Consider the following 13,087-nt stretch of genomic DNA (forward strand, 5'->3'; position numbering starts at 1 on the left):
CATTGAATCTCGAAAGCAATTTATTGTTGACACATGGGGAGCCTACATAAGTGTCATACCGAACGAAACACGTTATTGGACAATTCAGTGCTAGAAAATTGGTTTTGGTTTTGTTTTTTTCAAATTAGAAAATCTCATTCAGCCTATTGCGTTTTTAGTTTCAAACCACCGCTTAGCATTTGCGGCACCTTGGCGGCGACATCGTTTCAGCCGTTCACAATAAGTTGAGAGTGATTGTAAGTTACCAGCGGCTCCCTTAAACAGCTTACCGAATTCGTTGCATAGCTTTAACCAATTTTTAGTAGGTAAATTAAGTCGCTCAAGAATGTGCAGACTTTGTTTAATTGAGCCACATTTATCTTCACGGATACAACAACCCGTTTCTTCAACCAAGACCAAGTAATCTTCTACAGAAAAAGTAAGACCATTCGGCATATTGAGTCGTTCGTTGCCAACAAAGGGCAGTAACTCTTCAGGTTGTTCGTTATTCAGCGCAGCTTTGATTCTACGTTTAATACTGGTGAAATCAGATTGTTCCGGAGTTTTAGCTATTTGGGCTCGAATGGGATTTAAGTCTACATAAGCCATGCAAGATAAAATAGCGGCTTCATCTAATAAGGCTTGAGACTTAAATCGTCCTTCCCAAAATCGACCTTTACAACCATCTTCTTTGTTTGCCATTCGGGCAACAGGCTCATTTAATGCACGCATAAACCAGCTGATATCGCTCAAACGATGTCGATATTCAACCACTTGTATCTCCAGTAGTTTTTTCTCCCATTGGTTTAGTTTGTCGCCTTTAACAAAGCGCTGAGATAACAAGGAACCGCTGAACAGTTTATGCCATTGAGTAATAACCTCTTCACCTGACCAAGCCTTCACTAATTCAGCATCAATTCTAAGTACAACATGCAGATGATTCGTCATTACGGCATAAGCACACACATCAATAGCAAATACTTCGGCTAACTCAAGTAATCTTGACTCAACCCATTTACGACGATGTTCGTAGTTAACGCCAGTGTATCTATCAATTCCACACAAAAACGCCCTTCGCACACAGCGGGAAACACAGTGATAAAAGGGCGTATCTTGAACACTCACAATCGTCTTTCTAGCTTTCGGCATAATCACGACATCCTTGTCTAATTTTATGGTTTGTAAGCTTAGACAAGGTTCTGGAAAGTGCAAATAATTATGGGTGTCTTTTTTAATTGTCTAGAAACGATGATGTAATGTTGGCGTTATGACACTAGACAATGGTTTATCCCAAGCTTCTACGGGCAGTGATTCAACTTTTTGACAATCATGAGCGAAGCCGATGATTTTAATTGAATTTTTTGATTCAAGGTAAGCCAGTGTTCGATCATAGTACCCCCCCCCCATCCCCATTCGATTCCCTTGTTCATCAAACGCCACCAGCGGCGTAATGATCACATCAAGTTGATCTACTGGTAAAACCTTATCACAAGCTAAAACAGGTTCAGCAATACCAAATTTATTATGCTTCATAGGTGATGAGCTTTGATACTCAACAAACAATAAGTGACCTTGAGTAAAAGGGTGAAGTACAGGTAAATATGTTTTGATTCCCGACGCCCACAATTTTGTTATTAATGGCGTTGTATCAAGTTCACCATCAAAACTTAAATACAAAGCTACGGAGTGAGATTGTGTTTCAATAAGATGTGACAGTAACCTTTCTGAAGCTTGCTCTGCAAACAGCTGTTGCTGCAATTGAGATAAGGCTCGTCTTTGCTTGCGGATTTGCTGGCGAAGTTGATTTCTAACTGTCGTGTTATCCATAACTTAACCTAAGATTTGATAAATAAGGCGCTTTCTGCGCCTTACATTAAATGAAGGAACTAAACTGAGAAACTTGCACCACAGCCACAAGTCGTTGTGGCATTTGGGTTTTTCACAAAGAAACGAGAACCTTCAAGACCAGAGGTATAATCTACTTCCCCGCCTATCAAATACTGTAAACTCATCGGATCAACGACTAACAGTACTCCTTGTTTTTCTACCGTAAAGTCACCGTCGTTTTGCTTTTCATCAAAGGTAAAGCCATATTGGAATCCTGAGCAACCACCGCCTGTAACATAGACGCGAAGTTTCAACTCTGGGTTCTCTTCCTCTTCTAAAAGCTCTTTTACCTTGCTGGCTGCGGCATCGGTAAATTGGATAGGTAGTGCATCACTTTCTGGCTGCGCGTTTTGAGTTTGTTCTTCTTGTTGAACCACCACTTGTTGTGGTTGCTCCTTTTCAACTGTTCCTGCAGCATCAGTAAATTGTGCCATGATTACCTCTTAGTTATGCATATCAATACCAGCTACTGCTGATAGTATTAATTATCTAATACCTTAGTATTTCGTTCAAGTATTTAACTATAACAACCTATTATTGTTCTGACTCTTTTAATAGGTCATCAATATTAAAATGCCTCTCGGTTTCTTCGGCTTTACTCCAACGACTGGCGGGAACTTTTACTTTTACAAGCAATTGCTTCCAATTAACCCCCTTAGGCAAAATAAGGCGAGCTTGTAATGATTGAAAAAATCGAAAGCTAAATTTGAAATCGTAATTGGCCAGCTGGTTGATTGACTGCTTAACCTCTTTACCATTTTTTACACCAACAATAGTTAATTCAGCTTGACCTTTAAGTGAAGAACGGCGCTTTTTTAGTTGAGTCAGAATCAAATGTAATTCATACCCTTCCCCTGTAATTGCTTTATCTAATCTCAAATCAGAGATACTGACCCCTTGAGCACTGGTTTCAGGAGCCATAATACTTCGATAAAAAGCCAGTTCACGCTCAATTTCTGATTGTGTAGCTTGTTTTTTGGCAAATAGATCTCTTAACGTTTTATTCGTTTGATGAGCAATATTAAGTTCTAAGTTTCGTTGAGCTAACTCTTGGGACTGAGTGTTTAGTTTATTTTTTAGCTGCAGGAGTTGCGCATTACCCTGCTTAGGAACTGGCAACAACTGATCATAATAAAAATAGCTTGCTCCCCCCGCCACAAAAGAGAACAAAATCACTAAAAATATATAGCGATTTATGGGAAAATAATGCTGTTCAAATTTTCGGAGGCGATCTTGCCTGCGTTCCGATCTCGACATGGTTTTCTTTCTACCTTTGGAGCCATTTGATAGGTGCATTCTACAATAAAAAAATTACTGAATAAGCAAAGTTCTTCAAAAGTATCAGAATATTTCTCTACTGAGTTCAGAGATTTGCTGTCAGGGAGTAAGACAAATGTTCAGTTATGTCTACTAGCGTTGGCCTTTGCTATTGTGGCATCCAGTGTGATCATTCTTTTTCGGTGGCTATTACAAGCTTCATTTGAAATTACAGAGCTCAAACATACTGACTTTGTAGCTGATTTTACCGACTGGCGCAGTTATTTGCCTTTACTCGGTGTTTTACTCATTTGGTTTACTGCTCGACTAGGGTCTAAACGCTACAAACAAATGGGCATTGCCTACGTTTTACATCGTTATAAACTGTATTATGGAAAAATTCCCCTCCCCTCTGCTCCTGGGCAATTTCTACAAGCACTATTTGCCTTAGCCACTAATTTTTCAGTCGGCCGAGAGGGGCCAGCAATTCATCTTGGTGCCGTAAGTGCCAGCGTTATGGCTGAAAAATTTAATCTTCCAGATAACAGTGTTCGTATCCTTAGTGCTAGCGGAGTGGCCGCAGGGATTGCCGCAACGTTTAATGCTCCTTTAGGGGCAGTGATTTTTGTTTTTGAAGTCATTATCAGGGAATACCGTATCCACTATTTCTTCCCTATATTAATCTCTGCCGTATGCGGAGCGATGAGTAGTCAGTTGGTCTTTGGCGATATCCATGAATTTGATGCTATCACCATCAATGATATGCCACTCAATCTCTATCCAGCGTTATTAGCCGATGGTTTGTTACTTGGCTGTTTCGCCGCACTATTAAATTCATCTTTACTGAAAATAACTGAAGTCAGTCAACAATGGCCTTTACTCCCTAAACTGTTTTTAGCCGGAGTGGTCACCACGATTATTGGAATGTTGGTTCCACAAGCCTTAGGTAGCGATGGTTTAGCCATAATGACCGCCACTGACACTTCGATTGGTATGACGTTTTTACTTGTTATCTTATTTGCAAAAACCATTGCGACAGTGAGCGCTATAGGGCTAGGGATCCCTGGTGGGTTAATCGGCCCACTCTACGGTATTGGTGCTATGCTAGGCGCAATATTAGCAGAGATAAATGCCTACCTAATTCCTGAGAGCGCTCCTTACATTGGCACATATACCATTATAGGGATGACTGTAATGATGGGAGTATGCTTAAATGCTCCCTTAGCTGCATTAGTCGCCCTTTTAGAGCTTACTTACGATGCCAACATTTTGCTTCCTGCTATGTTTGTCATGATCCCCGCTTTTCTACTAGCATTCCAAGGGTTTAATTGCCGTTCCATTCTCCTACGACAGCTCGATATGATGGGGCTAGGATATCGAGTTCCACCGTTGAACCTTGGGCTACAAAAGCGTGGTGTTCGCGCTGTAATGGAAAAAGAAATATTGATTTTAGACCATGCTCAATTCCAACAAAGCGCTTCCACTCATTGCGCTGATGGATCACTAGTGCTAATAAAAACTGACGATGGAAACATTCACCAAGTAGCAAAAAATGAAGATAATGCAGAAGTTCTCCAAGTTTCTTCAACGCCACTAAAATTACTGCCTGATACGGCAACCCTTGATGATGCATACCATCTTCTTGCTCCCTCACGTTCCGGAGAAATCGCTATTTACCAAAAACAAACATGCAATATTGTTGGGCTGATAAGTTGGAATATGATTTATAAGGAAGTTCGCAAAGGTCATGTATAAATGACCTTTGAGGCATCTTTTCATTTTCAAAAACATACTAAATTCTATGTAGTTCTGGTAACATAGCCCCTCAGCAATATCTCTATACCTACTTAAGTATTACTCTATAAATTGGAAGATAGGCTGATGATACAATTAGAAGGATCCCACATCCTCTCGGTAAACCAATTTGATTTGGATACCATTCAAACCATTTTTTCTGTTGCCCAACGCATGCAACCATACGCTTTAAGACAAAGACGCACTCGTGTTCTTGACGGTGCGATTCTCGGAAATTTATTTTTTGAAGCAAGCACTCGCACCCGAGTCAGCTTTTCAACCGCATTTAATCTACTCGGTGGTCATGTGGCCGAAACCGTTGGCTCAGGAACCTCTTCCTTATCCAAAGGGGAATCACTGTTCGATACCGCCAAGATGATGGCCACTTACTCTGATGTCATTGCCATGCGTCACCCAGAAAGTTTTTCTGTGCAAGAGTTTGCCAAAGGCAGCTGTGTGCCAGTGATTAATGGCGGTGATGGTTCAAATGAACACCCTACCCAAGCATTACTTGATTTATTTACCATTGAAAAAGAGCTAAAAGAGAAAAACAAAGACATCAATGGTATGAACATCGCTATGATGGGTGATTTAAAGTATGGTCGTACTGTACACTCACTTTCTAAGTTACTTAGCCTTTATAAAAATGTGACCTTTACCCTGCTTTCTCCAACTGAATTACAAATGCCTCAACATGTGATTGACCAAGTGGTTAATGCAGGGCATAAAGTGAACATCGTAGATAAAATTCAAGGTAATCTTGAACACGCTGATATTTTGTATCAAACCCGAATTCAAGAAGAGCGTTTTCCATCACAGGATGAAGCTAATAAGTATCGAGGACAATTTAGGTTAAACCAACGAGTTTATGCTCAACATTGTCATCAAGATACGGTAATTTTACATCCGTTACCTCGTGATTCTCGCCCTGAGGCGAATGAACTAAACGATGATCTAAACACAAATCCCAACTTGGCGATTTTCCGTCAAGCTGACAATGGCCTGCTGATCCGCATGGCACTTTTTGCGCTTACGCTTGGTGTTGACTCTCAACTAGAACAGCACGAGTTACCAGTCAACTGGTATGTAAGAAAGTAATTGATTTAATATTTAAGGAAAACCAAATGACCCGTTCTGATACGCTGTTTGAACAGGCAAAACAGACCATTCCTGGCGGAGTAAACTCGCCAGTTCGTGCTTTTAATGGTGTTGGCGGCACGCCTCGCTTTATTGAAAAAGCCGATGGCGCTTATATTTATGATGCTGATGGTAATGCCTACATTGACTATGTTGGCTCATGGGGACCAATGATTTTAGGCCATAACCACCCAAAAATTCGCCAAGCTGTTCTTGATGCTGTTGAAAACGGACTGTCATTTGGTGCACCGACTGAACTTGAAATTACCATGGCTGAAAAAGTTACCGCTATGGTGCCGTCTATGGAACAAGTTCGTATGGTTAGCTCTGGTACAGAAGCCACCATGAGCGCCATTCGTTTAGCTCGTGGCTTTACCAGCCGTGACAAAATTCTAAAATTCCAAGGTTGTTATCACGGTCATGCAGACTGCTTATTGGTAAATGCGGGCTCTGGCGCACTAACATTAGGCCAACCAAGCTCTCCTGGCGTACCAGCTGATTTTGCTAAACATACACTAACCGCAATCTATAACGATTTAGAATCGGTAAAAGCCTTGTTTGAAGAATACCCTGAAGACATCGCTTGTATCATTCTTGAGCCAGTAGCGGGTAATATGAATTGCATCCCTCCTGTTGATGGCTTCTTACAAGGTTTGCGTGATGTTTGTGATCAATACGGTGCTCTACTAATCATTGATGAAGTAATGACGGGATTCCGCGTTGCTAAAGCGGGAGCTCAAGCTCACTATGACGTCAAACCCGATCTTACCTGCCTTGGTAAAGTGATTGGCGGTGGTATGCCTGTGGGAGCCTTTGGTGGTCGTAAAGAAGTGATGCAATACATTGCTCCGACGGGCCCTGTTTACCAAGCTGGTACGCTTTCAGGTAACCCAATTGCCATGGCCGCAGGCCTTGCCCAAATGGAAGCATTGGAAGAAGAAGGACTATACGAAGAACTGGCACGTAAAACTAAATACGTTGCCGAAGGCTTTAAAGCTTTAGCTGATAAACATGGCATTCCGATGACCATCAACTATGTGGGCGCTATGTTTGGTTTCTTCTTCACTGAAGATGAAAAAGTCACCTCTTTTGATCAAGTCACTAAATGTGACCTTGAACGCTTTAAAGCTTTCTATCATGGTATGTTAGAGGAAGGCGTTTATTTAGCACCAAGTGCTTATGAAGCCAGCTTCTTGTCTGCGGCTCATGATGATGAAACGCTTGAAAAAACACTTGCGGCGGCAGATAAAGTGTTAGCAAGTTTGTAATTTAACGAGTAACCAAGATTGAAGAATACCTACAGTGTTCTTCGATCTAAATCTTTTCAGTCGATTGTTTAAATTCTATTGATTTCGACAATTCTTCATCCAATTTAGAAGGTGACAGCGTCTTAAATAAACGAAAATTCCTATCTTTCTTCCTAATCAATATAGTACTACTTGGGGCCCGATAAATAATGGCATCATCGCAAGCGCCACCACTTATTATGATTGTTCCTTTTACGTACAATACAGCTCCATTCAATGCTTTTCCAGAAGCCTCAACTAAGCTATCTTCATCAATAAAAATTTCTGCCCCGTCTCCTGATAAACCTGAAAAGTTAGCTTTAGCATTGATAAGTTGAAGCATTCCTGCAGATAAAGATTTATCTGAAACGAACGCAGTTGACTCCCCTAGTAACTTTATTTGAGCGTATTTCATTGAGCTATCTAATAACTCCACACTAAAATTCCCATCAATTTTTGAGCAACTACGAAAACCAGCTTCGTCCTTAAAAAGAATGTTTGACCAGAAATCAATTTTACGTTCAGCATAAAATCGCCCTCTGTTTAAACTAGTGCCTTCAAATACACTTACTCCCATGATTGCCTTACACATCGCCTCAGCTCTAGGTTTTGACGACTTAACAATGATATTGTCTATGCATACCCCTCCTTTCACATAAAAGTTAATATCTTCCATCATCATATAAGGGAAGCACATTTCAGAATCTGCAACAAACGTTAGTGGATTCGTACTTTGTGAATGAGCATTGGGAATGCGGATCGTATACAACTGGCGTTGTCCACCCGAGAAAAAAGTATAATTACAATGATCTGGCATACAATGAACTAACCCGTCGTTTTCGTATAAATACTTAGGGTTTAACTTTATTGTTGGTCTTATACAGGGCCCTAATTTTCTGAGTTCAAGTATAAGTGGCTCCCCAGAAAAAAAAGCATCCAGAGAAAAATCTGTAATTTTTACAGCAATATAGCTACTGCCAAGAGTGCATGTAGCATCCACAACTAATTTTTCAACAGAAAACGCTTTATTTGGGGGAGAGATTCTATCACTTAAAGCCTTTGTAACTACCCCACTACCGATAACTGCAGCGGTATGAACCACAGTTGGGACTTTAGTGTTAATATAGGTTATACCAAGCCCGAATGTTGCTGCGTTCGAAAAAAATTCAGCTAACTTTCTGTTTTCAACACATTGCTCCACACAACGACCGACGATCCATCCGACTCCTTGAGAAAAATAATGAAAACCCGTAGCTTCAAGTCCTCCATAAATTCCACCAACTATCGCGGCTGGAATTGATGCAGCACCTACAGCCCCTAAAACGACTCCTAAGCTTGCAACTTTTGCAATTTCGTTGGCCTTATCTTTAGCAATATCTGTTGCTTTACCTACAAATTCAGCTTGCGCAGAAATCATGCTTAATGATGATAACGGAGCCATACAAGTCCTCTCGTTAATATTTATAATTAAGGCGATTAATTTTAATGACTTAGCTTGAACAAGCACTTAACACAGAACAACTCGTTTTTACGGCAAGTAATAAACTCAGAGGCTCGCCATTATTTTCAATAATCAGTTGCTGCTTTCTGGATAAACATTGAGATTCAACACATTAAGTATATTTAATTAAACACTCATATTGGCCAATCCCCTAGTTGACAAGCACTCTGGACAACTCTGAAAGTTTTACTAAGTCTGTTACTTAGTTGGCATTTGTATCTCAAATAAATTTGTGGTTTTATGCGCCAGAATTTTTGCTGAAAAAAGCACCTATACTGGTATCAATTACTTTACTCAAGACGTCATATCGGAGCCACACATGCTCAATTATTTTCTCATCGGTTTTTCTGTCCTCGCACTTGTCACCATTATTTTTGAAGACATTACTAAGATAAACAAAGCTAAAACTACCTTGTTTCTGGGGTGTTTTTCATGGGTGTGCTTATATGTTGGAGCGGGATCTGCAACTCACCAGCAAATTATCACCAAAGATTTAAATGAGAACTTACTTGAGATAGCGACTTTATGGTTGTTTTTAATGTCTACCATGACCTTTGTGGCTTATTTAAATGCCAAAGGTATGATCCAGCTGATAGTTCAAAAAATCTTTCCGAGCCAGATTTCAGTTCGGCTGTTAATGATACAGGTATCTCTGTTTGCTTTAGTCCTCTCCACTTTTTGCGATAACGTCACTGCAACGCTTGTGACCTTAGGACTTTTAAGTACTTTTGACCTTAGCTCTGAAGTGAAATTAAAAATGGCGGTGTTGGTGGTATTCGCCGTAAATTCAGGTGGCGTTGCTTTGATCACGGGTGATGTAACCACCTTAATGATCTTTTTGAGCGGTCATGTAAAAATGTCTGAGTTGGTGACTTTAATCATTCCTTCAGCCATCAGTGTTATCTTGCTGTCCTCCATGTTTTCATACAACTTAAAAGGAACGGTAAGTACCACCAAAGTTGAAAAGAATTACAATGGTATTGATGTCGCAATCACGATTTTATTTTTTAGTACGATCGTATTGACTATGGTTCTAAATATTCTATTTGCCATTCCTCCAGTACTGACTTTTTTAACGGGCTTATCAATTATGTTCTTAGTTGGTAGCTTGTCACGCTCTAATCGAGAAGAAGTCAAGATATTGGAATACATTAGACAAGTTGAGTTTGACACGTTGCTGTTTTTCTTAGGCATCTTGTTATTAGTTGGCATGCTCAAAGAAATTGGGGTATTAGACACACTAGCCCATGTTTACAGCCAACATAGCGCCAGTGTATCAAACTATATTGCAGGTACGTTTTCTGCTTTGTTGGATAATGTTCCGCTCACGGCTGCACTACTAAAAGCCGACCCAAATCTAACGACACCTGAATGGTTGGGGCTTACTTACGGTGTGGGCGTCGGTGGTTCGCTATTGATAATAGGAAGCGCAGCTGGTGTTATAGCCATGAGTAAAGTGAAAGAACTGACTTTCGGCAGCTACCTAAAGTTCTTCCCTGCTTTACTCATTTGCTACAGCTTAGGGTATGGACTTACGCTCATTGTTGGGCGTTACTTTTTTGGTTAGTACATTTGCTAAGTAGCGGGCACCGAAAACTTCTCACCCGCGATTCCTAAAACGACATCCTGAGGGCGGATCTCTAAGATTTTCAATTTACCTTTGATGGTATCGCCCTCTTTTAGCTCTTTCCCATTTACACTTAAACGACGTTGTGATGGTGTAGTGGAATATAGGTGTGCATTAATACTAAATTCCGGCACCTGCAATTGAATACTTGCTGGCAACTCTCCGTATTTAGGCACCTGCGTATATTTATCTTTGCCATTTGCTTCTAATTTCGGATCATCAGAAAACGGTTTTTGTACCGCCCTTTCATGCTCAACCTGACTCAATTCTTGTTTCAAGTTTTTGATAACTTTGTCTTGCTTATGCTGCTCATCTGTTTTCAGACCAACATCCGATGCAGCCAACGCCACTTGTCTTTTTAATGCCTCTAAATCCAACGCCTGACTATTATTTGGTTTCGCCCCAAGCATTAAGTCTTTGGCTTGTTCCAAATCTAATTGAGTCTGCTCTGAACCATACTCACTGGCTATCGGACTGTTCTTATCTAGCGGTTTTCCTAAAATAATGTGCTGAGTCTGTTTAGGTTTTACCGTAACAGCAACAGATTGCGGCTGACTTGATTCATCTTTGGGAGTTTGTATTGTTTGAGAGCTTGGCTGAGTCGATATAGATTGACTGGGTACCTGATAAGCCTGAGGGAGTGGCAACGCTACTTTTTCTACTAAAGTAATTTGTGATTTCGCAGCCGGTTTTTGAGTAACGTTTTCTTCAGGCTTGATCGGAGTTTGAACCGTTCCAACAGGCTTTAGCCACCACCAAGCAGCGGAAACACCAATAGTAATCGCTAACACTAGTCCAAACCAGTGCCACGGTAGTTGCCTGTCAGATTTCATAGAAGCTAATTGTCGCTGTGGGGAAAGCGTAGGGTCTAGCGGTGCATTCTTCTGTTTACTTTTGGTTACCGCATCAAGCAAAATCGACATTAATATAACTCCTTAGCCGCAGATAAATCTGGGCCAGAATGCTCAGCATACAAACTCAATAGTATCAATGTTTGCTTGCCTGCAATACCATCATCCGACAAACCATTTTGCTTTTGAAAATCTTTCAAACTGCGGATCAGCGATGCATCAAAATGCGTCATTTCCCTTGGTTTTTCGTGATTATAATTGGCGAGTTGATTTTCTAACCACTGAATTTGTTCAATGGGAGCGTAACGGGTGATGATTTGATTCGGCGCACCTACATTCTGCCAAAATAATTCAAAGGTGCCATCATAATGTGCATCAATCCAATCCTGCTCAACCTTTAATTGCTGCTCACCAAGCTGAATATAGGCCTTATGACCATCAACGGCCGCTAACACCGCATAGAATGGTTGTCCAGCGTCATCTTTAAGGTAGAGCACGGCGGGATAGCCCATTTTCAATAGGTTTTTCCAGTCTCCTTGCTTTTGATAGCAATTTAGTTGTTGTGCCTGCGCCGCTTGGCAACTAGTGAGATTTTGATAAGGAGTTTTATTCCAAAGTCCAAACAACACCGCAAACGCTGTATCAATATTTCGGCTTTTAGAAATCATTTGAGTCAAAGCTGCATTTTTTCTCGGTAACTTTACAGAGTCAGTAACGCCGTTGGCTTGATTTACTGATTTAGAGTCAGCTTGAGGAGATTGCAGTAGAGTAAAACCAACATAAGCAACAGCAAAACTGGCGACTAAAGTACCACCAGTAATTAGTGGCCATTTATATTTTGAAGTTGATGTTTCTTCCACGCCCAATATTTCTTGAGCGGCTTGGTTGACCATGCGATGATCCAGCGGCACTTTAGATTGCCCATATCCAGCCATCAAAGTACGTTCACACAACAAATTGATCAGCCTTGGTATACCGCCTGTATGTTTATGTAGCGCTTTTATAGATTTACGGGTAAATAACGGCTCATATCGCCCAGCCACTTCTAATCTATGTTGCACATAAAGCGCCACTTCATCTTCTGTTAACGGCAACAAATGGTAACGAGCAGTGATCCGCTGTGCTAACTGCCTCAGCTCTTGGCGTCTCAGTAACTGTTGTAATTCTGGTTGACCAATTAAGATCACTTGCAGCAATTTTTTGGTATCAGTTTCTAAATTAGTGAGTAACCTTAATTGCTCTAACACTTCGGCTTTGAGGTGTTGAGCTTCATCAATGATCATCAAGGTATTACGACCATTCTTATGATTTTCAAGCAAAAATTCACTAATGCGATCGGTAAGCTGTTTTAGTGTTGGCGATTCTGGGTAGTTTATTTTAAGTTCATCACATAAGGTCGCCAGTAACTCTAATTCAGTTAGCGCAGGATTAAGAATGAAGGCCGTATCGGTATTCTCTGGCAATTGCTTTAACAAGGTACGTGAGACGGTGGTTTTTCCTGTACCCACTTCCCCCGTTAACAACACAAACCCGCCAGTGTCACCAAGACCATAGCTTAAATGTGCCAACGCTTCACGGTGGCGATCACTTAAAAACAAGTACTCAGGGTTTGGAGCGATTGAAAACGGAGTATCCTTTAAACCAAAAAACGCTTTATACATACCAATGAACTAAATAATCGACAAATATGGCAACAACTTACGGCTAAGTGCTTTTATTGTCAAAGTTTTGTCTGATAAGCTTTAGATAGATATCGCTTAGAGTTGAA

Annotated in this window: 11 protein-coding genes; 4 read left to right on the top strand and 7 right to left on the bottom strand. The window is 40.7% G+C overall.

All coding sequences use genetic code 11. The features are described 5' to 3' along the window. Positions 1-138: 138 nt before the first annotated feature. The 4 genes from D5018_RS01070 to D5018_RS01085 all read right to left on the bottom strand — a co-directional run bounded on the left by D5018_RS01070 (position 139) and on the right by D5018_RS01085 (position 3,123). A complete protein-coding gene (locus tag D5018_RS01070; RefSeq protein WP_121837130.1) occupies positions 139-1,128 on the bottom strand; it encodes a transposase in 990 nt (329 codons plus the stop codon). A gap of 90 nt (positions 1,129-1,218) precedes the next feature. Beyond that, positions 1,219-1,806 (bottom strand): 5-formyltetrahydrofolate cyclo-ligase, encoded by a 588-nt coding sequence (locus D5018_RS01075; protein ID WP_121837131.1) that lies wholly within the window; start codon positions 1,804-1,806, stop codon positions 1,219-1,221. A 59-nt stretch (positions 1,807-1,865) separates the two neighbouring features. Next, positions 1,866-2,243: an iron-sulfur cluster insertion protein ErpA gene (gene erpA / locus D5018_RS01080; protein WP_121837166.1), complete on the bottom strand. Its 378-nt coding sequence runs from the start codon at positions 2,241-2,243 to the stop codon at positions 1,866-1,868. A gap of 157 nt (positions 2,244-2,400) precedes the next feature. Next, positions 2,401-3,123 (bottom strand): DUF6776 family protein, encoded by a 723-nt coding sequence (locus D5018_RS01085; protein WP_133309213.1) that lies wholly within the window; start codon positions 3,121-3,123, stop codon positions 2,401-2,403. A gap of 33 nt (positions 3,124-3,156) precedes the next feature. Here D5018_RS01085 and D5018_RS01090 point away from each other — a divergent pair, with 33 nt between their 5' ends. The 3 genes from D5018_RS01090 (at position 3,157) to hemL (ending at position 7,322) form a co-directional block, all read left to right on the top strand. After that, positions 3,157-4,878: a chloride channel protein gene (locus D5018_RS01090; protein ID WP_121837133.1), complete on the top strand. Its 1,722-nt coding sequence runs from the start codon at positions 3,157-3,159 to the stop codon at positions 4,876-4,878. Positions 4,879-5,004: 126 nt separating this feature from the next. Beyond that, on the top strand, positions 5,005-6,015 hold the full coding sequence (locus D5018_RS01095) for an aspartate carbamoyltransferase (protein ID WP_121837134.1): 1,011 nt from the start codon (positions 5,005-5,007) through the stop codon (positions 6,013-6,015). 26 nt (positions 6,016-6,041) lie between these two features. Further along, positions 6,042-7,322: a glutamate-1-semialdehyde 2,1-aminomutase gene (hemL, locus tag D5018_RS01100; protein ID WP_121837135.1), complete on the top strand. Its 1,281-nt coding sequence runs from the start codon at positions 6,042-6,044 to the stop codon at positions 7,320-7,322. A gap of 46 nt (positions 7,323-7,368) precedes the next feature. Here the strand turns inward: hemL and D5018_RS01105 are convergent, their stop codons facing one another. Next, the gene (locus tag D5018_RS01105; RefSeq protein ID WP_121837136.1) at positions 7,369-8,781 is read right to left on the bottom strand and encodes a hypothetical protein; all 1,413 of its coding nucleotides are present in this window, start codon (positions 8,779-8,781) and stop codon (positions 7,369-7,371) included. A gap of 379 nt (positions 8,782-9,160) precedes the next feature. Between D5018_RS01105 and nhaD the strand changes: the two genes are divergently transcribed. Continuing rightward, positions 9,161-10,408, top strand: a complete 1,248-nt coding sequence (gene nhaD / locus D5018_RS01110; protein ID WP_121837167.1) for a sodium:proton antiporter NhaD — start codon at positions 9,161-9,163, stop codon at positions 10,406-10,408. Between the two features lie 8 nt (positions 10,409-10,416). Here nhaD and D5018_RS01115 read toward each other — a convergent pair whose 3' ends face one another. After that, a complete protein-coding gene (locus D5018_RS01115; RefSeq protein WP_121837137.1) occupies positions 10,417-11,391 on the bottom strand; it encodes a general secretion pathway protein GspB in 975 nt (324 codons plus the stop codon). Continuing rightward, complete coding sequence (locus D5018_RS01120; protein ID WP_121837138.1) at positions 11,391-12,980, bottom strand: AAA family ATPase; 1,590 nt, start codon at positions 12,978-12,980, stop codon at positions 11,391-11,393. Before D5018_RS01120 ends, D5018_RS01115 begins: the two co-directional genes overlap by 1 nt. Between the last annotated feature and the right edge of the window lie 107 nt (positions 12,981-13,087).

Origin of the sequence: Parashewanella curva (genome assembly GCF_003675895.1) — a bacterium.
GTDB classification, from domain to species: domain Bacteria; phylum Pseudomonadota; class Gammaproteobacteria; order Enterobacterales; family Shewanellaceae; genus Parashewanella; species Parashewanella curva.

Excerpts from the sequence above, each read along its gene's own strand:
- D5018_RS01070 (WP_121837130.1), bottom strand. The coding sequence starts at position 1,128 with ATGCCGAAAGCTAGAAAGACGATTGTGAGTGTTCAAGATACGCCCTTT.
- D5018_RS01105 (WP_121837136.1), bottom strand. The coding sequence starts at position 8,781 with ATGGCTCCGTTATCATCATTAAGCATGATTTCTGCGCAAGCTGAATTT.
- nhaD (WP_121837167.1), top strand. The coding sequence starts at position 9,161 with ATGCTCAATTATTTTCTCATCGGTTTTTCTGTCCTCGCACTTGTCACC.
- D5018_RS01075 (WP_121837131.1), bottom strand. The coding sequence starts at position 1,806 with ATGGATAACACGACAGTTAGAAATCAACTTCGCCAGCAAATCCGCAAG.
- D5018_RS01085 (WP_133309213.1), bottom strand. The coding sequence starts at position 3,123 with ATGTCGAGATCGGAACGCAGGCAAGATCGCCTCCGAAAATTTGAACAG.
- D5018_RS01115 (WP_121837137.1), bottom strand. The coding sequence starts at position 11,391 with ATGTCGATTTTGCTTGATGCGGTAACCAAAAGTAAACAGAAGAATGCA.
- D5018_RS01120 (WP_121837138.1), bottom strand. The coding sequence starts at position 12,980 with ATGTATAAAGCGTTTTTTGGTTTAAAGGATACTCCGTTTTCAATCGCT.
- hemL (WP_121837135.1), top strand. The coding sequence starts at position 6,042 with ATGACCCGTTCTGATACGCTGTTTGAACAGGCAAAACAGACCATTCCT.
- D5018_RS01095 (WP_121837134.1), top strand. The coding sequence starts at position 5,005 with ATGATACAATTAGAAGGATCCCACATCCTCTCGGTAAACCAATTTGAT.